This is a genomic window from Sphingomonas sp. (assembly GCF_036388215.1).
In the GTDB taxonomy this organism is placed as follows: domain Bacteria; phylum Pseudomonadota; class Alphaproteobacteria; order Sphingomonadales; family Sphingomonadaceae; genus Sphingomonas.
Genome location: NZ_DASVSH010000026.1, coordinates 168111 through 191763, shown reverse-complemented (window position 1 = coordinate 191763; position 23653 = coordinate 168111). Strand labels below are relative to the sequence as shown.

Annotated in this window: 20 protein-coding genes; 5 read left to right on the top strand and 15 right to left on the bottom strand. The window is 64.4% G+C overall.

Annotated features, from left to right (window positions below):
- Positions 1–12: 12 nt before the first annotated feature.
- Entirely contained in the window at positions 13–1473 is a 1461-nt protein-coding gene (glpD, locus tag VF617_RS10455) for a glycerol-3-phosphate dehydrogenase (RefSeq protein ID WP_331014817.1), read from the bottom strand.
- A gap of 84 nt (positions 1474–1557) precedes the next feature.
- Between glpD and VF617_RS10450 the strand changes: the two genes are divergently transcribed.
- The 3 genes from VF617_RS10450 to VF617_RS10440 are packed head-to-tail and all read left to right on the top strand — an operon-like array spanning position 1558 to position 4666.
- Positions 1558–1953 (top strand): hypothetical protein, encoded by a 396-nt coding sequence (locus VF617_RS10450; protein ID WP_331014816.1) that lies wholly within the window; start codon positions 1558–1560, stop codon positions 1951–1953.
- A 46-nt stretch (positions 1954–1999) separates the two neighbouring features.
- Positions 2000–4285: a ribonuclease R gene (gene rnr, locus VF617_RS10445; protein ID WP_331014815.1), complete on the top strand. Its 2286-nt coding sequence runs from the start codon at positions 2000–2002 to the stop codon at positions 4283–4285.
- A 57-nt stretch (positions 4286–4342) separates the two neighbouring features.
- Positions 4343–4666, top strand: coding sequence for a hypothetical protein (locus tag VF617_RS10440; protein ID WP_331014814.1), 324 nt, complete (start codon positions 4343–4345; stop codon positions 4664–4666).
- 40 nt (positions 4667–4706) lie between these two features.
- On the opposite strand, the gene VF617_RS10435 is transcribed toward VF617_RS10440, so the two are convergent.
- Together VF617_RS10435 and VF617_RS10430 are read right to left on the bottom strand one after the other, a co-directional pair.
- A complete protein-coding gene (locus VF617_RS10435; RefSeq protein WP_331014813.1) occupies positions 4707–5864 on the bottom strand; it encodes a saccharopine dehydrogenase family protein in 1158 nt (385 codons plus the stop codon).
- A 443-nt stretch (positions 5865–6307) separates the two neighbouring features.
- Positions 6308–8080, bottom strand: coding sequence for an ABC transporter transmembrane domain-containing protein (locus tag VF617_RS10430; protein WP_331014812.1), 1773 nt, complete (start codon positions 8078–8080; stop codon positions 6308–6310).
- Positions 8081–8225: 145 nt separating this feature from the next.
- Here VF617_RS10430 and VF617_RS10425 point away from each other — a divergent pair, with 145 nt between their 5' ends.
- Positions 8226–9458: a polyhydroxyalkanoate depolymerase gene (locus VF617_RS10425; protein ID WP_331014811.1), complete on the top strand. Its 1233-nt coding sequence runs from the start codon at positions 8226–8228 to the stop codon at positions 9456–9458.
- A gap of 10 nt (positions 9459–9468) precedes the next feature.
- On the opposite strand, the gene VF617_RS10420 is transcribed toward VF617_RS10425, so the two are convergent.
- The 5 genes from VF617_RS10420 to VF617_RS10400 all read right to left on the bottom strand — a co-directional run bounded on the left by VF617_RS10420 (position 9469) and on the right by VF617_RS10400 (position 13305).
- Entirely contained in the window at positions 9469–9840 is a 372-nt protein-coding gene (locus VF617_RS10420; RefSeq protein WP_331014810.1) for a YkvA family protein, read from the bottom strand.
- Positions 9841–9871: 31 nt separating this feature from the next.
- Positions 9872–10348 carry a pyridoxamine 5'-phosphate oxidase family protein gene (locus tag VF617_RS10415; protein ID WP_331014809.1) on the bottom strand — a complete coding sequence of 159 codons (477 nt, stop codon included), beginning with the start codon at positions 10346–10348 and terminating at the stop codon, positions 9872–9874.
- Between the two features lie 46 nt (positions 10349–10394).
- Entirely contained in the window at positions 10395–11342 is a 948-nt protein-coding gene (locus VF617_RS10410) for a glucokinase (RefSeq protein WP_331014808.1), read from the bottom strand.
- 188 nt (positions 11343–11530) lie between these two features.
- A complete protein-coding gene (locus tag VF617_RS10405) occupies positions 11531–12706 on the bottom strand; it encodes an acetyl-CoA C-acyltransferase (protein WP_331014807.1) in 1176 nt (391 codons plus the stop codon).
- 167 nt (positions 12707–12873) lie between these two features.
- Positions 12874–13305, bottom strand: coding sequence for a MaoC family dehydratase (locus VF617_RS10400; protein ID WP_331014854.1), 432 nt, complete (start codon positions 13303–13305; stop codon positions 12874–12876).
- Positions 13306–13427: 122 nt separating this feature from the next.
- Between VF617_RS10400 and putA the strand changes: the two genes are divergently transcribed.
- Positions 13428–16478 (top strand): bifunctional proline dehydrogenase/L-glutamate gamma-semialdehyde dehydrogenase PutA, encoded by a 3051-nt coding sequence (gene putA, locus VF617_RS10395; protein WP_331014806.1) that lies wholly within the window; start codon positions 13428–13430, stop codon positions 16476–16478.
- On the opposite strand, the gene VF617_RS10390 is transcribed toward putA, so the two are convergent.
- The 7 genes from VF617_RS10390 to VF617_RS10360 all read right to left on the bottom strand — a co-directional run bounded on the left by VF617_RS10390 (position 16475) and on the right by VF617_RS10360 (position 23596).
- Positions 16475–17398: a glucokinase gene (locus VF617_RS10390; protein WP_331014805.1), complete on the bottom strand. Its 924-nt coding sequence runs from the start codon at positions 17396–17398 to the stop codon at positions 16475–16477. The genes putA and VF617_RS10390 overlap by 4 nt on opposite strands.
- Before the next feature lie 88 nt (positions 17399–17486).
- Positions 17487–18659 (bottom strand): mechanosensitive ion channel family protein, encoded by a 1173-nt coding sequence (locus VF617_RS10385; RefSeq protein ID WP_331014804.1) that lies wholly within the window; start codon positions 18657–18659, stop codon positions 17487–17489.
- Positions 18656–19615: a DNA topoisomerase IB gene (locus tag VF617_RS10380; RefSeq protein ID WP_331014853.1), complete on the bottom strand. Its 960-nt coding sequence runs from the start codon at positions 19613–19615 to the stop codon at positions 18656–18658. The genes VF617_RS10385 and VF617_RS10380 overlap by 4 nt, the downstream gene beginning before the upstream one ends.
- 132 nt (positions 19616–19747) lie before the next feature.
- The gene (locus VF617_RS10375) at positions 19748–20965 is read right to left on the bottom strand and encodes a cytochrome-c peroxidase (RefSeq protein ID WP_331014803.1); all 1218 of its coding nucleotides are present in this window, start codon (positions 20963–20965) and stop codon (positions 19748–19750) included.
- A 69-nt stretch (positions 20966–21034) separates the two neighbouring features.
- Positions 21035–22105, bottom strand: a complete 1071-nt coding sequence (locus VF617_RS10370; protein ID WP_331014802.1) for an acyltransferase — start codon at positions 22103–22105, stop codon at positions 21035–21037.
- A complete protein-coding gene (locus VF617_RS10365; protein ID WP_331014801.1) occupies positions 22102–23451 on the bottom strand; it encodes a putative O-glycosylation ligase, exosortase A system-associated in 1350 nt (449 codons plus the stop codon). The genes VF617_RS10370 and VF617_RS10365 overlap by 4 nt, the downstream gene beginning before the upstream one ends.
- Positions 23444–23596, bottom strand: a complete 153-nt coding sequence (locus VF617_RS10360) for a hypothetical protein (RefSeq protein ID WP_331014800.1) — start codon at positions 23594–23596, stop codon at positions 23444–23446. The genes VF617_RS10365 and VF617_RS10360 overlap by 8 nt, the downstream gene beginning before the upstream one ends.
- Positions 23597–23653 lie beyond the last annotated feature (57 nt).

Sequence of the window (23653 nt, the reverse complement as noted above, 5' to 3'; positions counted from 1 at the left end):
CAAGGACTTAAGTCAGGGTGGCGGCGATGACGAAAGCGCCGTTGTGACTCGCTCCGCCAAGCCCTCCGACGCGTGCAGCCCGATCTTGCTCCGCCGCCATAGCACGTCTTCCGCCGTGCGTGCCCATTCCCGGTCACGCATCCAGCGGACTTCGATCTCGGTGAGCCCGCCGCTCAAATCCGCCCCCAGATCGGCTTCGTTTTTAACGTCGCGGAGCATGTCTTCGAGGCAGCGGCCATAAGCATGCGCCATCCTCCGCGAGCGATCTTTGCCGAGAAAGGGCCATCGGGCGCGCGTCGTCGCCAGAAACTGATCGAATCCCGCGATCGCGCCGCCCGGGAAGACGCGGGCGCGAGTCTTGGGGCGGGCCTCCACGCCCAGCAACGGGGCGATCTTCTCCAGCGCCTCCTCGGCGAGCGCGCGGGCAGTGGTGATCTTGCCACCGAACACCGAGAACGATGGCGGCCCTTCGCAATCGACTTCCAGCACATAATCGCGCGTCACATCCTGCGCCCGCGCTTCGCCGTCATCGTGAAGCGGGCGGACGCCGGACCAGGTGGCGATCACGTCGCCGGGCGCCACTTGCCGCGTGAAATAGCGGTTCACTGCGTCGCAGAGATACTGGATTTCCTCGGCCGAGCAGACCGCATCCTCGGGGCGATCAACAGGGATATCGGTGGTGCCGATCTCAGTGAAGCCGTTCTCGTAGGGGATGGCGAAGACGATGCGGCGGTCGGGCTGCTGGAGGATATAGGCGTGCTCGCCATCGAACAGCCGGGGCACGGCGATATGGCTGCCCTTGACCAGCCGGACCTTCGATTTGGTGGCCACGTGCAGCCGCTCAAGCAAAGCCGCGACCCACGGCCCTGCCGCATTGACCAGCATCCGCGCCTCGACCGTGCGGCCATCGGAGAGATCGGCACGCCAGATTTCGCCTTCGCGCCTGGCCGTAACCAATTCGGTCCGCGTCGCGATCTCCGCGTCGTGCATCGCCGCGTCCACTGCGTTTGCCAGCGTCAGCCGCGCATCATCCACCCACGCGTCCGAATAGACGAAGCCCTTGTGATCGCCCTTGAGCGGATCGGTGAAGGCGCGGTCGCGAGCCAGCAGGCTGCGCGAGCGCGGCAGCGAGGATTTGCCGGCGAGCAGATCGTAAAGATACAGCCCCGCGCGCACCATCCACCAGGGCCGGACGGCATGGGCATGGGGCAGCACGAAAGTCATCGGGCGGATCAGGTGCGGGGCGGCAGCCAGCAGCCGTTCGCGCTCGTGCAGCGCTTCGCGCACCAGGCGGAACTCATAGGTTTCCAGATAGCGCAGGCCGCCGTGGATCAGCTTGGTCGAGGCGGAGCTGGTGTGGCTGGCCAGGTCGTCCTTCTCGACCAGCAGCACCTTCAGCCCGTGCAGGCTCGCTTCGCGGGCGATCGCGCACCCGTTGATCCCGCCGCCGATGATGAGGATGTCGTAGCTCACCGCCGAGGGATAGCCTGCGACATCGTATTTCTCCAGCGGTTCGCTTTAAGTACTTCTAAGTGGGTGGGAGAGCGATGGTGGCGCATGGCCCCATCCTATGAAATCAGCATCGACCCCGCACGCGGATTGCTGCGGATAATCGTCCGCGGCTTTCTCAGCCTCGATGATCTGGTCGACATTCTCGCGGCGCAGAAGAAGGCGGTGGTCCAGTTGGGCCTCGGCCCCAACGAGCATATTGCGCTCTGCGACTTCTCGTCAGGAGCTTTGCAGTCACAGGATGTCATTCAACTGAGCCGCGCCGCACTTGCGAACCCAAGTTTCATGGCGCGCCGCGTGGCTTTTGTCATCACCAGCGCACTGGCGCGGTTGCAGCTGCGGCGGATGCTCGTGCGCGACGACGCTGCGTTCTTCGAGACGATCGAAGATGCCGAAGCCTGGCTGTTCGACGATACAGCTCCGGACGCGCGCGTCGCCGGCTGAACGGGACGGTTGGTTTCGAAGCGTGTAGCCCCTATCTCGGGGCTCAATGACTAAATCAAAACCCAGAAGCGGCTTGCCCACGCGGCAGCAGATCATCGACTTCATTTCCTCTTCAGGCACGCCGGCAGGCAAGCGCGAGATCGCCAAGGCGTTCGGGCTGCACGCGCAGGACAAGATCGCGCTCAAATCACTGCTCAAGGACATGAGCGACGAGGGGCTGATCGACAGCGCCCCCGGCCGCGCCTTTCACAAGATGGGCGGCGTCCCCAAGGTCACCGTGCTGCGTATCACCGACGTGAGCGGCGACACCGTTTGGGCAGTCCCCGAGCAATGGCAGGCGGAGGGTGTTCCGGTTCCCCGGCTTCGCGTTCGGGAGCGCGGCAAGGGCGGAGCTCTGGGGATCGGCGATCGCATCCTCGCGCGCACCGAAGAAGTCGGCAATGGCTGGATCGCGCACCCGATGAAGAAGCTCGCGCGCGGCGAGGAGCAGATGCTCGGCGTAGTGCACGAAGAGGGGGGCCGGCTTTACCTTCAGGGCGTGGACAAGAAGGACCGCTCTAGCCTCGCCATTTCCGACCGCAACGAGGCGATGCCCGGCGATCTGGTGCTTGCCGAAAAGGCCGGACGGCCGCCGCGCATCTTTGCGCGGGTGACCGAGATACTCGGCGATCCCTTCGCGCCGCGCAGCTTCTCGCTGATTGCGATCCACAAGCATGGCATTCCCAATGTGTTTTCGGACGAATTGCTTGCCGAGGCCGAGCGCATCTCGAAGCAGCAACTCGGCACGCGCGAGGATTTGCGCGACTTGCCGATTGTCGCGATCGATCCCGCCGATGCGCGCGATCATGACGATGCGGTCTGGGCGGCGCCGGATGACGATCCGAAGAACGAAGGCGGCTGGAAGGCCGTGGTCGCGATCGCCGACGTGTCCTTTTATGTGCGCCCCGGATCGGAGCTCGACCGCGAAGCGCGCAAGCGGGGCAATTCGGTCTATTTCCCCGACCGGGTCGTGCCGATGCTGCCGGAGATCCTTTCGGCGGAAGTCTGTTCGCTGAAGGAGGGCGAGGACCGGGCGGCGCTCGCCTGTCATTTGCAAGTCGACAGCAATGGAGAGCTCAAGTCGTGGCGGTTCAGTCGCGCGGTGGTCAGCATTGCGGCGAACATTGCCTATGACGATGCGCAGACGATCATCGATGGACCGGAGACGCCGCGCGCGCTGCTGGACGAGCGGTTTGCCCGGGGGTCGGCAATGCGGGAAGAAATAGAACCTGCTCTCAAGGACTTATGGAGCTGCTGGGCCGCCCTCAACAAGGCGCGGCAGAAGCGCGAGCCGCTGGACCTCGATCTGCCCGAGCGGCGGATCGTGCTCGACGAGAAGGGCCGTATCCTGTCCGTCGCGCCGCGCGAGCGCCTCGATGCGCACAAGCTGATCGAGGATTACATGATCGCCGCGAATGTCGCCGCGGCCAAGGTGCTGGAGGCCAAGAAAGCGCCGGTAATGTATCGCATTCACGAGCCGCCCAGCCGCGAAAAGCTGGTCGCGCTCAAGGATTACCTCAAGACCTTCTTGATGGAGTTCGCGCTGGGGCAGGTGATCCGCCCGGCCGTGTTCAATCAGATGCTCAGGAAGCTCGAAGAGAGCGACATTCGCGAAGAAGTGATGACGCAGGTGCTGCGCACGCAGACCCAGGCTTATTACGGGCCGGAGAATGCGGGGCATTTCGGGCTGTCGTTGGGCAGCTATGCCCACTTCACTTCGCCGATCCGCCGGTATGCGGATCTCATCGTTCATCGCTCGCTGGTCGATGCCTATGGCCTGGGGCAGGGTGGACTGACGGCAGCCGAGGCGGGCAGCATGGACCGTATCGGCGAGAGCATCTCGCAGCTCGAACGCCGCGCGATGGAGGCCGAGCGCGATACGATCGACCGCTATGTCGCCGCCTATCTGGCCGCGCATGTCGGCGAAGTGATGGACGCGCGGATCACGGGCGTGAAGGATTTCGGCTTCTTCGCCACGATCGACGGGATCGGCGGCGACGGACTGGTGCCCGCGCGCGATCTGGGCAGCGAATATTTCCGCTACGATGAGGCGAGCCAACGGCTGATAGGCGAGCATTCGGGCGAGTTCTTCGCGCTCGGCATGCGATTGAAGCTCAAACTGGCGGACGCCAACCCGATCACGGGCGCGCTGCGCTTCGAATTGCCCGACGGCAAGGGGTCCGCAGGGCCCGGCGGTAGCGGCGACGAGCGGCGTGGGCGTGGCGGGCCCAAGCGCGTGATCAAGCATCGCGGGCGTCCGGCGAATATCCGGCATCAGGGGCGCAAGCGCTAACCGATTGAGTGATCGGCGCTTCCGTGCGAGCCTTCCCGCGAATCGGGGGGAAGTTTCATGATCATGGGTTCACCGGCACCGGCCATCGCGGCAATGGTGATGCGCGCGCGGCGCAAGATCGCCGGACATTTCTTCGTGCACCATGCGACAAGCGCCGAAGCCGCGGTGGCTTTCGTGCCGCAGCGCCCGATCATGCGCCGCCAATTCGAGCGGATGCAGGCGCGGGGGATTGTGCGCGATTCGGGAAACGGCAAATACTGGCTCGATACCGCCGCCTATCAGGCCGATATCGACCGGCGGCGGCGTATCCTGGTTCCGGTGGTGATCGTGCTGGTCGTCGCTGCCGCCGTGGCGATCATGCTCGCGGGCTATCGCGGCTGAGCCCCTTGCGCTCCCTTCCCTTGCAGGGAGGGGAATCATCTCAATCGATCGAAAAGCTCAGCCCGGCATTCGCCTCCAGCCGCTTTATCAGCGGCTCCGCCATCAGCGCGCCGGGGGTCCAGATGCCGCCTTCGCCTTGCACGTCGCGGATCAGGCAGAGCGCACTCTCGGCGATCATCTTGCTCGTCGAGCCATAGCCCGGATCGCGGTCTCCCTTCACCGTGGCGGTGATGCGCTCGCCGCTGGGCATCTCGGCGACGAACGCGATGTCGTAAAAACCGGTCTCGCGCTCTTCCCTTGACGGGCCTTCGCCGGGGGCGGGGCCCTTCTCGGCGTTCATCGGGTTCATCTTGGCGATCGCTTCCGCCGCGGCCTTGCCCATCTCGCCCAGGCCCGGCGCAACCATCATCTCGTCATACTGGAAGTCCTCGCCATACAGATGGTCCGCCAGAAAATTGGTGCGGTGGACGTTCTTGGTGTTGATCACCGCCATCATGAACGGTGCGACCCAGCCGCCCACGGCTTCGTCATATTCGGGGATCGCGCCCTTGGGCTGGCTGGGCCCTTCGAAGCCCGGCGTGAGCGCAAAGGGGTCGATCAGCGCCTTGAACACGGCGGGGTCCTTCATCGCGGCGGCGGCGGTCGCCTTGCCGCTAGCGAAAGTGCCGCCCGAAAAGGTGCCCTTCATCGCACGGACACGGCCTTTCACGCGCGGCGCGGGCTTGCCGAAGCGGCGGATGCATTCCTGCTCCACGGTCCAGACGCCAAGATCGAAGGGGATCGAATCAAAGCCGCATGAAAAGACAATCCGTGCGCTGCTGGCCTGGGCGGCGGCGTGATATTTGCCGATCATCACGTGCATGAAATTGGGCTCGCCGCACAGATCGACATAAGCGGCGGCGGTCTCGACGCAGGCCGCGAGCAGCGGCTCGCCATAGAGTTGATACGGCCCGACCGTGGTGATCACCACCCTCGCCCGGGCAGTCATTGCCTTCAGGCTCGCCGGATCGTCGGCATTGGCCGTAATCAGCGGCGTGGTCGCGGGCGCGCCGATCTCGTCGCGGACCTCCTGCAGCTTTGTCAGCGAGCGCCCGGCCATCGCCCATTTCACGTCCCCGTAATTCGCCGCGAGATACTCGGCGACAAGCCGCCCGGTGAAGCCGGTCGCGCCATAGACGATGATGTCGAACTCAGCCATTCTCGCTCTCCAGGCTCGCTTTTATAAACTTGCCCGAGGGTGCCACGTCAGCGTGCGCTTCGCCATAGCCGGCAGCGATTCTGCAAGATTTGACCGCCGCCATGCCACTATGTGGCTCGTCAAGCATGGCTAGTGGAACTTTTGCCTCCACAAGTCGCTATTATGATATCGTCAGCCAATATCTTGGCCATCTGACGACTGAGAGACACTAGGCTGTGCTCCCGCCCCAATTAATGGGAGCGATCTACATGATAGAATTCAGATGGGCTACAAAGGTTCTGACCGGCCCGTGGCGGGTTACTCGCAATCAAGCGCTGTTAAGCGCCATGGAATTTGGTCACGCATCGCTGAATGAGGGTAAGGGAAGCGTGATTATGCTAAGGTCGTTTGCTTCGATTGAAGAGCGCGACATTAGATAGAGACGGCGTGCGGAGTTGGCGCAATCACGCGGGCTCGTTGAACTGCAGCGCCGCCAGCCGGGCATAGAGCCCGCCCTTCGCCACCAATTCCGCATGCGTGCCCGTCTCTACGATGCCGCCCTCCTCCATCACGATGATCCGCTTGGCGGCGCGTACGGTGGCGAGGCGGTGCGCGATCACCAGCGTGGTGCGGTGCTCCATCAGGCGATCGAGCGCGTCCTGGACCAGGCGCTCGCTTTCGGCGTCCAGCGCCGAAGTCGCTTCGTCGAGCAGCAGGATCGGCGCGTCGCGCAGCAATGCGCGGGCGATGGCGACTCGCTGGCGCTGGCCGCCGGAGAGGCGCGCGCCGCCTTCGCCCAGAAAAGTGTCGAGACCCTGCGGCAGATCCCGCAAAAAGTCCGCCGCGTGCGCCGCTTCGGCGGCGGCCCAGAGCTGCGCATCGCTCGCTTCCCAGGCGCCGTAGCGCAGATTGTCGCGTGCGCTGGCGCCGAATATCACGGTCTCCTGCGGCACCATCGCCATCCGCGCGCGAACCTCGGCGGGATCGGCATTGCGCAGGGGAACGCCATCGACGCGGACTTCGCCCCCTTCGGGATCGTAGAAGCGCTGGAGCAACTGGAAGAGCGTGGACTTGCCCGCGCCCGATGGCCCTACGACCGCGACCGTTTCGCCCGGTTGCACGTCGAGCGAGAAGCCGGTGAGCGCGGATATTTCCAGGCGAGTGGGGTAGCGGAACGTGACATTGTCGAAGGCGACCGCGCCAAGCGCGGGCAAAGGCAGCGGCACGGGGTTGGCCGGCGCCGCGATGTCGGGTTCCTGGCGCAGCAGCTCGGCTAGGCGGCTTGCCGCGCCCGATGCGCGCAGCAGATCGCCATATACTTCGGTGAGCGCACCGAACGAGCCGGTGACCAGCCCCGCGGTGATCACGAACGCAGTGATTGCGCCACCTGAGATGCGGCCGGCGGCGACACCCGACACGGCATCCCACATGATCAGGGTGATTGCCGTGAACAGCAGCCCGATCACCAGAGCGGTCATCACCGCGCGGAGTGCGAAGCGCTTCTTGGCGGCGGCGAAAGTGCGCGTGACGGCATCCTGGAAGCGCGCGGACTCGCGTTTCTCCTGACCGAACGCCTGGACAATGCGCATCGCGCCCAGCGTTTCGGAAGCGATCGCGCCGATATCGGCTACGCGATCCTGGCTTACGCGCGAAAAGCTGCGGACGCGGCCGCCGAGCCACACGATCGGGAGCACGATCAGCGGGATGCCGACGATCAGATAGACGGCGATGCGCGGGCTGAGTGCGAAGAGATAGGCGATGCCGCCGACCCCGGTGAGGAAATTGCGCAGCGCGGTAGAGACAGTCGAGCCGACGACCTGCTCGACGATCGCCGTGTCGGCCGTGAGCCGCGAGGCGATTTCGCTCGGGCGGTTCTCTTCGAACCATTTGGGCGGCAGGCGCAGCAAATTGCGGTGCACTGCGGTACGCAGGTCCGCCACGGTCCGTTCGGCGACCCAGGAAACGAAGAAGAACCGCACTGCCGTAGCCACCGCCAGCACCGCGACCACGCCCAGCAGGCCCTGGAAATAAACTCCGATCCGGCTGGTGTCCGCGCCGGCCGCGAAGCCGTTATCTACAATCTGCTTGAAAGTGGCGGGGATCAGCAAGGTGGCCGCCGAAGAGGTGAACAGCGCCAGCGTGGCGATGACGAGCTGCAGCGGATAGCGCCTGGTGAAGGTCCAGATCACCCACAGGTTGCTGAGCTTTCGGCTGGATTGCGGGGCGGGTGCGGCCATCATCGGGCACTAGCGCGAACCACGAGGCAGGGGAACACCCCCGCACTCCGGGCATTGGAGCTATCCCGGCGTTGCACCGCAGCAATGCCCCGCTATAAGAACCAGCCCCACCACCGCTTATCGGGGGGTACGGTGAAGGATCACAATGCTTTACAACGCCTATGAAATCCAGCGCTCGTGGCTCGCGGGAGCAAGCGCAATGGCGGATTTCAGCGCTGGCCTGCTCAACAATCCGGCCAATCCATTTGCTTATTTCGGCGGAGGCCCGGTGGTCGGCTCCGCGCTCGAAGTCTTCGCGCATGCGTCGGCCCCGCGAGGCAAGCCGGCTTTCGGGCTCGATCACACGACGGTCGCCGGCAAGAGCGTCGCGGTCGTCGAGGAGATCGCGCTGCGCAAGCCCTTCGGCCAACTCAAGCATTTCCGACGCGAAGGCGTCGAAGGCGGGCCCAAGCTGCTTATCGTCGCGCCGATGTCGGGTCATTATGCCACGCTGCTGCGCGGCACGGTCGAGCGGATGCTCCCGGGGCACGACGTCTACATCACCGACTGGCGCGATGCGAAGCTGGTGCCCGTGTCGGAGGGCAAGTTCGATCTGGACGATTATATCGATTATCTGATCGAGTACTTGGCGTTCATCGGCAAGGATGGGGATCCCCGGCCGCACATGCTGGCGGTCTGCCAGCCTTCGGTCCCGTGCTACGCCGCCGCCGCGCTGATGAGCGCAGACAAGCATCCCAATCGCCCGGCGACGCTGACTATGATGGGCGGCCCGATCGACACGCGCGAGGCGCCCACCGCGGTCAACACGCTGGCGACGGAGCGGCCGCATAGCTGGTTCGAGAATAACGTGATCGCGACGATCCCGATGACCTATCCAGGCGCCGGGCGGCGGGTCTATCCGGGATTCCTGCAACTCGCCGGCTTCATGACGATGAACCTGGGCAGCCACATGGTCAGCCACTTCGAGATGTTCAAACATCTTGTGCAGGGCGACGGCGAAGGTGCTGATTCCCAGATGAAGTTCTACGAAGAGTATCGCTCGGTCTGCGACATGACAGCCGAATTCTATCTCCAGACGATCGACACCGTGTTTCAGGACCATTCGCTGCCCAAGGGCACGATGAAGCATCGTGGACGGCTGGTGGATCCGGCGGCGATCACGGATATTCCCGTGCTCGCGATCGAAGGCGAGCGCGACGATATCTCGGGCATCGGCCAGACCAAGGCGGCGCTGGATATCTCGACCAGCCTACCGGCCGAAATGAAGCGCTATTATCTCGCCGACGAAGTGGGCCATTACGGCATCTTCAACGGTTCGAAATGGCGCACGCGTATCGCACCAGTCGTCGAGAAATGGATCGCCACGCATAGCGGGTGAGCGGGGCGCCTTAGTCGAACCCGCTGGTAGCGATCACGCTCCATACCAGCCACGCCGAGCCGGCCCAGATCGCAACTATGATTGCCACCCCGATCCAGCTGACCGGCCGCTCGGTTTCGATCGCGGCGCGAGCGCGATGCTCGGCCATCAACTCCGCCGGCATGAGCCGCTCGAACAGCCAGACGCCAAGCGGGATGAGGATCGCGTCGTCGAGCAAGCCGATCACCGGGATGAAATCGGGGATCAGGTCGATGGGGGAAAGCGCATAGGCTGCGACGAGAAGTCCGACCAGCTTCGCCGCCAGCGGCGTGCGGGGATCGCGCGCGGCCAGCCAGACGGCATGAGCTTCGGTGCGGATGCGGTGCGCGAGGCTTCGTCCCATGGTCCCGCCTTTGCGCGCCGCCCGCGGGCGGTCAACTCTCCGCGGTGGTATTCACCGCGGCGTGACTGCCCTCCTCGCCGGACTTGATCTTGCCGCCGAATAGCATCTTGAGCTTGCCGCTCAGCGACATGTCGGCCTCCCACAGCTGGGCGTTGTAAATGTCGAAGCGCAGCAAGGCGAGGTTAGGATCGTCCTTGCCGCCGGGAAACCAGGCCTCGGCCTGCTTGTTCCAGAGCTTGTCGATCTGCGCGAAATCATTCTCGATGCGCGCCGCGCCGGCCATGCACGCGAAATAATCGTGCCCTTTGGAGACGAATTGCACCATTGCCGCGCCGCCCTTCGCGGCGCGATTATCCTTGCCGACAAAGAAAAAGAGCGTGTCGACCTGGTCCGGATCAAGCTGCGCCGTCAGCGGTTCGCTATGCTCGCCATCGATGCCGAACATCACGAAGGGGCTGGCGGCCATCTTCTTCCACAGATCGGTCTTGAGTTGGGCGGTGTCGGCCATTCGATTGCTCCCGTAACTGGTTCCGGGGGGCAACGAGCGGATTTGCTCAACCGTTCCGAAGCGCGGCAGCGGCGCCGAGCAATTCCAGGTCGGTGCGAGTCACCAGCGAGACCGGAACTTCCGACAACTGGCGGCGGAAACTGGCCTTGGCCACCATGCGGCGGTGAAATCCGGGGCCGGCGATATGCGAATGGAGCGCGCGCGCGAGCGGGCCGGTGAGATATACTCCGTCCCACGCCGCATAGGCCAGCACCAGATCGCCTGCATATGCGCCGAGATGCTCGACGAACATCTGCACGACCGCTGCGGCCACCGGATCGCGGCCGGCCGCGCGCATCACATCCTCGGGCTTGGCGAGCTTGGCTCCGCCTGACAGGACTTCATATGCGCGCAGCAGGCCGGGCTCGCTCAGCAACATTTCCGTATCGGGTACCAGGCCTTTCGCCGCGCAATACTCGACGAACCTGCGCTCGTCGGCCGTGCATGCCGCGAAGGTCATATGCCCCGCCTCGCTAGGCACGGGGACCAGCCTGTTCCCGGACGTGATCAGCGCCGCTACCCCCAGTCCGGCGCCCGCCCCCAACACGACATAATTTCCGCCGACCTCCACCTTGTTCGGCATGCCCTGGAGCGCGCTGTATGCGGAGGCGGGCAACTGAACCAGCGCGAGCGCATTGGCGACGCATTCGTTGAGCGCCAGAGGCCGCACGCGCAGCACCGATTCTATGCCGGAAAGCGAGATGTACCAGCGGCTGCCAGTCGGGTTGATGAGGTCGCCCCGGGTGGCCCCCGCAACCGCCAGCGCGCTCGGCAAATGTTCATTCTGGAGGCCGCAATCGCGCAGATAGCTAACCAGCGCGCTCGTGAAGGTCGGATGGTCGTCGCTCGAAAAGCGCCGCACATCGCGGGGCTCGAGCCCGGCGCCGCCGCCGGTGATCCCGAACCGTACCGATTGGCGGCCGATATCGGCCACGAGCGCCAAGCCGTCGCCCACCGCGCCTCTCCCGAGTCTTCCTTGAATGGAAGGTTCGGTCGCTATGGCGGATCGCGGCCGCGCGCGATATAATTTTCGTACCAAAATTAGAGTAAAATAGAAAATATTGTCCAAATCTTGCGAGACGGCGGATTTTCTCCTTTACTGGCCCCCGGGCGGTGGGGGCTATTGCCGGTCGTCCAGCCCCTCTAAAGGACCTCGAACAATCCCGCCGCGCCCATGCCCCCGCCGACGCACATCGTGACCACGACATATTTCGCGCCGCGGCGCTTGCCTTCGATCAAGGCGTGCCCAGTCGCGCGGGCGCCGGTCATCCCATAAGGATGGCCGATCGAGATCGCGCCGCCCGATACGTTGAGCAGCTCATTCGGAATGCCGAGTTTGTCGCGGCAATAGAGAACCTGCACAGCGAATGCCTCGTTGAGCTCCCACAGGCCGATATCGTCCATCTTGAGGCCGAAATTCCTGAGCAGTTTGGGGATCGCCACGACGGGGCCGATGCCCATCTCATCGGGCTCGGTGCCGCCGACTGCGATGCCAACATAGCGCCCGAGCGGAGCGAGGCCGCGCTTCGAGGCGAGGCTTTCCTCCATCAGTACACTCGCCGAAGAGCCGTCGGAGAGCTGGCTGGCATTGCCCGCGGTGATCGTGCCGCCGGGCAGGACGGTGTTGAGCGACTGCAGGCCCTCGATCGTCGTGTCGGCGCGGTTGCCTTCGTCCTTGGCGAGCGTCACTTCCTTGGTCGTGACTTCCTTGGTTTCCTTGTTGACGAGGTTCATTGTCGCGGTGACCGGCACGATTTCGGCGTCGAAATAGCCCGCGGCCTGGGCGGCGGCGGTGCGCTGCTGCGACTGTAGCGCATATTCGTCCATGGCATCGCGGCCGATGCCATAGCGCTTCGCGACCACTTCGGCGGTCTGCAGCATCGGCATGTACACATCCTTGTGGATCGCCAGCAGCTCGTGATCGGCGGCGACGCGCATCTGGGGAGTCTGGACCAGGCTGATGCTCTCCACTCCGCCGCCGATGGTCACGTCCATATTATCGGTGATGATCTGCTTGGCGGCGGTGGCGATCGCCATCAGGCCCGACGAACATTGCCGATCGAGCGACATGCCCGAAACCGTGACGGGCAATCCCGCACGCAGGAGTGAAGTGCGCGCAATATTGCCGGCCTGGTGGCCCTGCTGGAGCGCGCAGCCGAGGATTACATCCTCGACTTCGGCGCCGTCGATGCCGGCGCGCTCGACTGCCGCCCTGATCGAATGGCTTGCGAGCGTGGGCGAGGGTAGGTTGTTGAACGCGCCGCGATAAGCGCGGCCGATCGGCGTGCGGGCGGTGGAGACGATGACTGCGGAGCGCATGCTTGGGTCCTTTTCTTCTTCGAATTTTCAACACCTCTCCCGCTTTCGCGGGAGAGGGAGGGGCCCGCCGAAGGCGGGAGGGTGAGGGTCTTCTTCTTTTGAGCGCCGAAAAGAAGAAGACCCTCACCCAACCCTCTCCCGCGAAAGCGGGAGAGGGCTTAAGACAGTCAAACGTAAACCAGTGCGATCCACTCGGCGATCAGGGCGGGCTTGTCCGCGCCTTCGATCTCGAGCGTATATTCATTCACCTGCTCCCACACGCCGGGCTTGCGCTCGGTGAATTTGAGCAGCTTGAAGCGGCCGCGCACGCGCGATCCCGATCGGACGGGTTGCATGAAGCGCACCTTGTTGCCCCCGTAATTGACGCCCATCCTGGCGCCCTCGATCTTCGGCGCATCGGTCTTCGCGGCGAGCATCGGCATCAGCGATAGCGACAGGAAGCCGTGCGCGATCGTGCCCCCGAACGGCGTCTGCGCGGCGCGGGCGGGATCGACATGAATGAACTGGTGGTCACCAGTCGCCTCGGCAAAGGTGTCGATCATCGTCTGGGTGACTTCGACCCATTCGGAAATGCGCTCGGTTCCGATGCTTCCGGCCATCTGCTGAACGGTGATCGTATCCACTGACACTAGTCTCCCGCGCGCGTTTCTCGCATAGCGCAGCCCACCCCTAGAGAAACTGGCGGGGCTTGAGCAAGCCTTGCAAGACCGAGAGTTTGAAAATGCCGACTGCCGTAGCGTCCGCCCCTCGCGAAGCCATGAAGGCGCTGCATCGCGCGAGCGAACCCGATGTTCTAAAGCCGCTGCTGGAGCGCGCCAGGCTGACGCCCGAGTCGCGCGGGAGCGTGGTGGGCCATGCGCTTCGGCTGCTGACCGATCTGCGCGCGGCGCAGAACAAGGGCTGGGTGAACCAGTTCCTGCAGGAATATCGGCTCAATTCGACGGAGGGCGTCGCCCTGCTCTCGCTCGCCGAGGCGTTCCTGCGTGTCCCCGATCCCGAGACCGCGGACCTGTTGATCGCTGACAAATTGGGCGATGCGGACTGGAAGGCGCATTCTGGCAAATCGAACTCGATGCTGGTCAATTCGGCAACCTGGGGCCTGGTGGTTGGACGCGTACTGGTCGGCGCGGAGCAGCAAAGCGCGCTTCGCAAGCTGATTGCACGCGCGGGCGAGCCATTCGTCCGGCAAGCGGTTGGCGCCGCGATGAAGATGATGGGCGAAGTCTTCGTGATGGGCCGCACGATCGATGAGGCGATGAGGCGGATGAAGAAGCCCGAGAATCGGGGCTTCACCGCCAGCTTCGACATGCTGGGCGAAGCCGCGCGGACCAAGGCGGATGCGGAGCGCTATTTCGAGGCGTATTTCGGCGCCATCCGCGCGGTGGGCCGCGATCCCAAAGCGGGGCATTCGATCTCGGTCAAGCTATCGGCGCTGCATGCGCGCTATGAGGTCGGTCAATATGAGCGGTGCGTGCCCGATCTCACGGACATGCTCGCCCAGCTCGCATCGGAGGCCGCGCACCAGAATATCCCGCTGACGGTGGACGCCGAAGAGAGCGAGCGGCTTGAAATGAGCTTGGACATCATCGGCGCGGTGGCAAGCCGCCCCGAGATCAACGGCTGGGACGGCTTCGGGATGGCGGTTCAGGGCTATGGCAAAAGATGCCGCGCGGTGATCGCATGGGCCGATCAACTCGGGCGGCCGATGCATGTGCGGCTCGTGAAGGGCGCCTATTGGGACAGCGAGATCAAGCGAACCCAGGTCGAGGGCCTTTCAGACTATCCGCTATTCACCCGCAAGGCGGCGACCGACGTGTCGTACCTCGCCTGCGCACGCGACATGCTCGATGCGAAGAACATCGTGCCGGCGTTCGCCAGCCACAATGCGCTGACCGTGGCGACGATCCTGGAGTGGGCTGGGCCAAGAAACGGAAAGGCGCGCCGCGACTTCGAGTTCCAGCGGCTGCACGGCATGGGCGAGGGGCTGTATGAGCGGCTCGTCCGGGAAGAGGGCCATAAGTGCCGCATCTATGCGCCGGTCGGCGGGCACCGGGATCTGCTCGCCTATCTGGTGCGGCGGCTGCTGGAGAACGGGGCGAATTCGAGCTTCGTGCACCAGCTTGCGGATGAGGAGCTGTCCGAAGAGGAACTGCTCGCCGATCCGGTTGAGAAGATCGCGGCGGTTGGCGGCAGCCGGCATCCGAGCATTCCGTTGCCGGCCGAGCTGTTTGGCGCCTGGCGGAATTCGGCAGGGATCGACTTGCAGGAGCGGGGCGTGCTTGCCGAGACGGCGGGGGCGATTGCTTCTTCTCCCCTCCTCTCCAAGGGAGGGGCTGGGGGAGGGCCTGTTGCCGCTCCCGAACTGCTTGCGGACAGCCCCTCCCCCAGCCCCTCCCGCAAGCGGGAGGGGAGTGTTGGCGACGCCGTCACGGCAGCCCAATTCGCATTTCCCGACTGGTCTGCCACCTCCGTCGAGCATCGTGCACAGATCATCGAACGCCTCGCCGATCTCCTCGAAGAACACCGTATCGAGCTGATGGGACTGGCGGTTAAGGAGGCCTTCAAGACCATTCCCGATGCGCTGGGCGAAGTGCGCGAGGCGGCGGATTTCTGCCGTTATTATGCGATGCGCGCGCGCGGCGACATGGCGCCGGTGGTGCTGCCGGGGCCGACGGGCGAGCGCAACGAAATGCGGCTGGAAGGGCGCGGCGTCTGGGCAACGATCGCGCCGTGGAATTTCCCGCTGGCGATCTTCCTTGGCCAGTGCGTCGCGGCTTTGGTGACGGGTAATACCGTGGTGGCCAAGCCTGCGCCGCAGACGCCCGAGATCGCCCGCGCGGCAGTCAGGCTCGCCCATCAGGCGGGGGTGCCGGAAGATGCGCTGATCCTCGTACCCGGCGGCCCCGAAGTGGGCGCGGCGCTGACCGCCGAACCGCGTATTGCCGGCGTGGCTTTCACAGGCTCAACGCCGACTGCGCGCAAGATCGCCAAGGCATTGCTGGAGGATGACAGCCGTCCACTTGTGCCGCTGATCGCGGAAACCGGCGGGATCAACGCGATGATTGTAGATTCGACCGCGTTGCCCGAGCAAGTGGTGGCGGACGTGCTCACTTCCTCGTTCCGCTCGGCGGGCCAGCGCTGCTCGGCGCTTCGCCTGCTGCTGCTCCAGGAAGAGATCGCCGATAATGTGATCGAGATGCTGCGTGGCGCTATGGAGCTGCTGGTGATCGGCGATCCGGGCGATCCGCGCACCGATGTCGGTCCTGTGATCGACCAGGGTGCGTACGACCGGCTGATGGGTTATCGCGAGGGCGTGAAGGGCAAGTGGCTCAAGACGTTGCCAGTGCCCGCAAATGGCCTGTTCGTGCCGCCCACGCTGATCCGGCTCGATAAATTGGAAGACCTGACCCAGGAATGGTTCGGCCCGATCCTGCATGTCGCGACTTGGTCGGCAGGGCAGCTAGCGGAGACGATCGACCGAGTGAATGCTAAGGGTTTCGGACTGACGATGGGACTGCACAGCCGCATCGCCCGATCGGCGGAGATCGCGGAGGCGCGCGCGAAGGCCGGCAACCTCTATATCAACCGTTCGATGATCGGCGCGGTGGTCGGCTCGCAGCCCTTCGGCGGCGAGGGGTTGTCCGGCACCGGCCCCAAGGCCGGCGGGCCGCATTATCTCCACCGCTTCTGCGTCGAGCGCTCGATATCGGTAGATACCACCAGTGCGGGCGGCAATGCGACTTTGCTCAGCTTGGACGAGGGGGGAATCTAGCGGTCGTGCTCCGCGTGGGCCAGTGCCACCGCCAAGCCGGTCAGCACCGAATCCTGGGTTTCCATGCGCCAGCGCGGCGCTTGCTTGATCACGCGCCCGAACGACGGCTGCTGTTCGAATCGGCTATTGAAGACCGATGCGGAGGAGGGCGAGGCAAGCGCGGCACTGCCGGTCCCAATCACGAATGCGCCGTTCCACGCGCCCAGGGCCAGCATCGCATCGCCGACGAATGCGCCCGCCAGCCCGGCCAGCAGGTCCAGCCGCTGGCCCCGCCCCGCGGGAAGCCCCGGCCCAGCCCATAAGGCATCGTCCGGCGCCAGAGTCAGCGCATGCTCCCATGACACCGGCTGTTTGCGCTTTCGCAGCGCGTGCAGCAGCGCATCCTCCACGGCATTTTCCGGGGGGAAGCCGCAATGGCCCATCTCGCAATCGATAATGCGGGCGCGGCCATCGATACCGATATCGATGCCGGCAAGCCCGACGCCCTGATCGATATTCGCGACCAGCCAGCGGCCCGGCGAGCCAAGACCAAAGGCGCCCGCGCCGCCGATTTGCTGAAGGCGCGGCGGAGATGGGCCAAGCAGAGACCAAGCCGTAGCCGAAACCAGGTTGAGAAGCAGCACGGGTCGGCGAAAGATCGAAGCCAGGCCGCTGCGCGACACCGTCCAGCGGCCCCGCGCGATCGATACGACTTCGCCAGCCGTCGAGCCCGACACGCTCATTGCGCAGCGGACATTTGCCAGCGGCCTGCCCGAATCGCGCTCGAAGCGCAGCAGCACGTCAGTCAGCGTAGGGAAATCCGCCACGGCATAGCTGAGCGAGGAAGCCGGACGAGCGCCATCGCCTATCCACGCCAGGCGAACCTGCTTTGCCCCGACCTCCACGGCGAGACCGCCCGCTGTTACACCCTGTCCTGTCACGCCCGGCCCTTTTGCGCCAAGCCTAAGCGCTCATCCAGTGAAAGCAATGAGTTAAATGAACGGACGGAGCGCGCGCGAAGGGTCTTCCTCAGGGCGAGGCGGAGCACACGGCCTCGTCACCGTCCATCGGATAAGGCGGGACCAGGGTTCCGTCGGGCATCGCAGTGAATGCGGTCTGGGTCGGGTAGGGGATCGATACCCCCTCTTCGGCGAAGCGGCGGACGATGCCGATGATGACCTTGTCGCGCATTGCGTGCGCGGCGGGCTGGTCGTCTCCGGGCACGTCGAATTCGAGGATCATGTCGATCGAACTCGCTCCAAACGCCTCGAAGCTCGCGCGCGATATCTTGGCTTCGCACTGGCCGACGACCTCGGTCAGTATCGCTGGAAGCGCCTCAAGCTTGTCGTGAGGCGTCTCGTAGGCGACGCCGATAAGCAGCTTGATTCGGACGTGGTGGCGATTGGAGATGTTCTCGATCACCTTGTCCAGCAGTTGCTTGTTGGCGATGATCAACTCCTCGCCCGTGAAAGCGCGCACCCTCGTCGATTTGAGCCCGATCGACTGGATCACGCCCGAAGTTGTATCGAAGCGGACCTTGTCACCCACGCGAAACGGCTTGTCGAAGATGATCGCCAGCGCCGCGAACAGGTCTGCGAAGATGCCCTGCGCCGCCAGGCCGATAGCGATGCCGCCAACCCCGAGGCCTGCGACCAGCCCGGTGACATCGACGCCTAGATTACTGAGCACCACTACGAAGGCGATGGCGAAGACGACCACCGTCACGATCATGCGGATGATGCCGAGCGCGCTCGCGAGCCCGGCGCCGTGATATTGCTCCGAACTGGTCTTGTGCTCGACCGCGCCGAAAATGAGCTCGCGCACCCAGATCGCCGCCTGAAACACCGCCGCGATGGTGAACAGGAAGCCGATCGTCGCCATCACCATTACGGGCGGATTGGCGTAGCCCGCCACCAGCCGGATCGACGTCATCAAGATGAAGAAATGGCCAGTCTTCGAAACGGCCCGGCCGATGATCGAATACCAGTTGGCGACGCCTGCGCCGCGCTCGCACACCCTCATTCCCCAGCGGCGCGTGGCGTGGAGCGCGAAGAAGATCGCCACCGCGATCGCCGTGGCGACAAGGATGTTGAGCCAATGCTGCTGCATCCAGATCGCGGCGTCGCGCAGGAAGGCCTGGGCCTGGGCCTGCAGGTCGGCACCCGAGGGAAGCGCGGGTTCTTTGCGTGTAGAGTTGGTCATGCGGCCTTTTGACTGCTGGGAGCGGCTAGGGATTGCTCCAGATAGGCGATCAGGCCGCGTTCGTATCGGCTCAAATGCGGCGTCGCGCGCGGCAGGCGCAGCCCCTGACGAAACGCCTGCTGGGCGTGCTTGTCCTTGGCCAGTTCGATCAGGCGCGGATGGACATAGGATTTGCGCGCGATCGAGGGTGTATTGCCCAGCGCCTGGGTAACGGGCTCCAGCATGGATTTGATGCCTAGATAGGATTCAGCGCTCGCGAGCGCCTGGAAGGCGAGGACGCTGGCGCCCCAGGTGCGGAAATGCTTCGCGGTGAAATCCTCGCCCATCGCTTCGCGGATATAGCAATTGACGTCGGTGGAAGTCACCGGATGCGCCTCGCCGGCTTCATCGAAATATCGGAAGAGGTTCTGGCCGGGCAGATCTTGCATGCGCTTTACGAAGCGGCTGAGCGAACCATCGGTGATCATCATCACGCGCAATTTGCCCGATTTGGCGCGGAACTGGAGCTTGAGCGACGAGCCCGAAACCTTGGCGTGACGCTTGCGCAAAGTTGTCGCGCCGAAGCTCTTATTGGCCTGCGCATAGCTCTCATTGCCTACGCGGATCGTGCCCAGATCGAGCAACCGCACGACTGCGGCAACCGCCTTTTGCTTGCATAGCCCCCGCAGCTTCAGATCGGCTTCGACCCTGGCGCGCAGTTTGGGCAGGTGCCTGCCGAAGCCACCGCAGCGATCGTATTTCGCGGCTTCCTGAGCTTCGCGAAAGCTGGTGTGATAGCGATATTGCTTGCGGCCCTTGTCGTCCTTGCCGGTGGCCTGGATATGGCCCCGCGGATCGGGGCAGAACCAGGCATCGGTATAGGCAGGAGGCAGCCCGATGGCGTTCAGCCGGTCGATCTCGGCGCGATCCGTAATGCGAGCGCCCTGGGCATCCCAATAGCCCCAGCCATGCCGCATCTTCCTGCGCGTGATACCGCTTTCCTGATCGTCGATATAGACGATGCCGTCTTCCGCCACTGGGCTTCCCCTCGCAAGTCAGGGAGTAATGCCCGGACCATCGCTTCGTTCCGCGCTACGACCGGGGGGAGGCTATGGACGGAAGGGTGACGAGAACTTGGCGTCAACCGTCAGCACTGGATCGTTGAGCGTGAGGAGGAAGGCGACCAGCGCCGCCTTGTCCGCGGCCGACAGGTTGAGCCGGATCGGCACTCCGCCCGGGCGCAGGCGGTTGTCAAGCGCGGGGCCGTTCTGCACGCCATTGTCGTAATGCTCGATCACTGCCGCAAGCGTCGCGAGGCGGCCGTCGTGCATGTAGGGACCGGCTAGCCCCACATTCTTGAGCGAGGGCGATTTGAACACAATCGTCTCGCCGGCATCCAGGCCGTTGCTCCGCGAATTCTGGTCGAGGCCGAAGGTCGGGGGCTGGTGGCATGCCGAGCAGCCCGCGCCACCGCCGGGAGCATTGGGCGGCGCCATGAACAGCGCGCGCCCGCGATTTTCCTGCGCCGTGAAGTTGGCCAGATCGAGATTGAGCCCGCGATTGGGGAGCGCGGCTACGAACACCGCCGCATAGCCGGTGTCCCACCGGCTGGCGGTGGAGACCATCGCGCGCTCGAACATCGCCAGCGCCTGCTGGATGCGCGCCTCGGTGATCGTCGGAGTGCCGAAGGCAAAGGCGAACAGTTCGGGATAATAAGCGATGCCGCCCATCTTGGTGATCAGCGCGGCGATCCCCCCAGCGCCGGCATCCCAGCCCATCTCGACCGGGTTCTGGATCGGCTGGCTCGCCTGCAATTCGACGCTGGCCGCGCGGCGGTCCCAGAACATCGAGCCCGGCCGGTAATAGCGGACATTGCCGAGCCGTGTCGAATGCGCGGTGGTGAAGGCCGCGCCGTTCACTCCGGTGGAGAACCGGCGCGGATCGGTGAAGCCAACTGCCTGCTGGTGGCATGACGCGCACGAGATCGTATCGTTGGTGCTCAACCGCCGGTCATAAAAGAGTACGCGGCCAAGCGTGGCGATGCGATTGTCGAGCGTCGTGCCGGCGGGGGTGTTGTCGTCGCCGGCCACGGTGGCGTCGTAATACGCCGGGAGCACGGGCGCATAGCTCGCAAGCGCGGCCAGATCGAGCGTGGTGAAGGTGGTGACGGCCGTGCTGGGGGTGGGTGTGGGCGTCGGGGTAGGTGTCGGTGTGGGCGTCGGGGCCGCTGCGACGACCGCGCCCCCCGTCGATCCGGTGGAGCTTCCGCTGCTGCACGATGCAAGCGCCGTGGCCGCGAGTGCCGACGCGAATATGCGGTAGGACATTGGCCACTCCCCCAGCCGACTCTACGTTACGCTAGAGAAATGATCGGGAAACGCTAGGGCAATATTGTATCAGATTGTCGCGGCGGCTCGCCGCAGTGGCTTCCAGTCGTTGATCCAGCGCTGTGCGGGCCGCTCGACCAGGTGGTAAAGCGCTACCGAGACGGCGAAAACCAGCAGCAGGAACAGCGCGAACAGGCCCCAGCCCATGTCGTGGTCGTGGATGAAGGCGAGCTTGAAGCCCATCCACAGCATCCAATGGCCGAGATAGGTCGCGTAACTGATTTCGCCGAGATAGTGCACCGGCGCCGAGGCAAGGGGATTGCCGCGCATCTCGGATGTGAGCGCGAGGACGAGGACGAGCGCGCCGAAGACCAGCGGCAGCGCGAACGTCTGCGGCGCCAGCCCCTCCACATGCAAAGCGAGGATCGCGGCTCCTGCCGCGCCCGCCGCGAGCGCTGGCAGCAGCGGGCGGGCACGCCACCGCAGCCACAACGCGCAGGTGAGCATGCCGATCGCGAATTCCGCCAGGCAGCGCAGCACGCTCATCTTGACGATGTCCGCGCCGAGCAAGCTCACTCCACGCAACGTGAAAACCAGGTGCAAGGCGGCTGCGATGCCGGCCGCGGCGGCGATCAGCGCCCAACTGGGCCAGCGCTTGAAATCGGTGGCGATCACCAGCCATGGAAACAGAAGATAGGCCGCCAGCTCGCACGAGATCGACCAGGCCGGGACATTCCAGGTCAGGCGATCGGTGAATCCCCAATTCTGTACCAGCAGGATGTGGAGCGGCAGCTCGGCCGGCGGATATTGCGACCAGTCAGGATGGTCGAGCAACGCGATTATCAACGAGAACACGATCGCACCGGCGAGCACGAACATGTGCAGCGGCCACACGCGGGCGATGCGCCGCTTGAGGAAGCGGGGAATCCCGGCCGGCCCCTCTGCGCGAAGCTTCTCGGCATAAGTCAGCCAGATCACGAAGCCCGAAAGCACGAAGAAGAAGTCGACGGCGAGATACCCCAGCGCCATCGGGCCGGCGGCCCCGCCGATTCCCGCCATCATGAAGCGCAGGTGGAACAGCACCACCAGCCACGCGGCGATTCCCCGCGCGCCGGTAAGCGCTCGAAGTTCACCGCTCATGCCGTCGCCAGCCGTTGCTTGCGCAAGGGTCGCCACGCAGTTTCCCCACGCTTGCGGGCGACATAAGTGTCGAGCCCGATCTGCGCGCCGATCAGCATGTAGACGAAGGGCTGAAAGGCAATCGCCACGAAGGTCGCGCCGAGCAGATAGATGATGTGCGCATTTTGGAGCGCGGCCGCAAGCGGCGCGACCCATTCCTGGCCCGTCTCAGCCTTCCTGTAGCGCCGTCTGAGCACTTCCATCCGGAAGACACCCCCCAGGTTGATCATCAGCCATAGCAGCAGCCCGGGATAGCCCTGTTCTCCGAGCATTTCGAAATAGGCGCTGTGATAGGCGCGGGCGGAATCAATTTCGAGGCTGCGCTTCACTTCGGCCTGGCCGCCCGCCTCGGTAACGCTGACCTTCTCGTAGCGGATCTTGTTCTGGCGATAGGCCTCGAACCCGCCGCCCATCGGATGGACCTTCACATAGTCCATCGTCCACTGCCACACCGCTACGCGAGTGGAGGCAGAGGCGTCGCCCTGGTAGGTTTTGATCGTCCCCATCCGCTCGGTGAAGGACGAAGGGAGGAAGGGGATCGCGCACAGGCCCAGGCAGCCGAGCGCGCTGAGATAGACCAAAGGCCGCTTGAAATCGCGCAGCATCAGCAAGGCGAGAAGGGCGATGCAGAGGAGCCCCGTGCGCGTCGATGTACCGACCGGAATGAGCAGACAGGCGAAGACCAGGCCATAGCAGAATATCCTCACCCGACGATCCGGCGCGAAGATCGTTCCGTGGCGCGAGAACCACAGGATCAGCGGGATGATGGCGATCGCGACGGTCGAAATGGTCGATCCTTCGTAAAGCCCCGAATTATTGGTCACCATCAGATTGAGCTCGCCATAGCCGCCGCCGGAGAACACCGTCTTGATGCCTCCGACGATGATGATCGATGCCGCCGAGAGCACCATGAACAGCAATAGCGATTCGAGGCGAAGCTTGGTGCGCAGCGTAAGCGGGAGAAAGGCTGCGAAGGCCAAAGCCTTCCACACCCATTCCCACTTGTCGCGCGCCTCGACCGGGAAATCGGCATTGAGCGTAGTATAAAGGCAATAGCCGAGCAGCAGCACGATCAGTAGCTGGCGCGGGCCGACGCGCACGTCGCGCTTGTCGTCGATCGCCAGCCAGCCCAGCACGGCCATGCCCACCGCGATCATCGAAATGGGGATGGAGTTGAGCAGCAGGTAAGTCAGCCGCTGGGGCGAGACAATGTCGATATAGGCATAAGCCAGCACGAACAGGAACGGGCGGCGAAAGCCCGTCGCGAAAAGTGCGGCAAGAAAGGCGACGAAGACGAGATCACGCACCGGGCGGACCCCAGCGGCGCTTCTTGACCTTGCTGTCGCTCTCGTGTGGGCCCGGCTCCCGATCGAGATCGTCGCGGCGCAGCAGCAGGAATGCCGCGAGCAGCATCAGCCCGTGCGAGATCGCAAGCGATAGATTGTCGATCATGCGGGTCCCACGCGCTCCTTTAGCCTCCGCGTGTAACCGAGCGCAGTTGACGCGCCG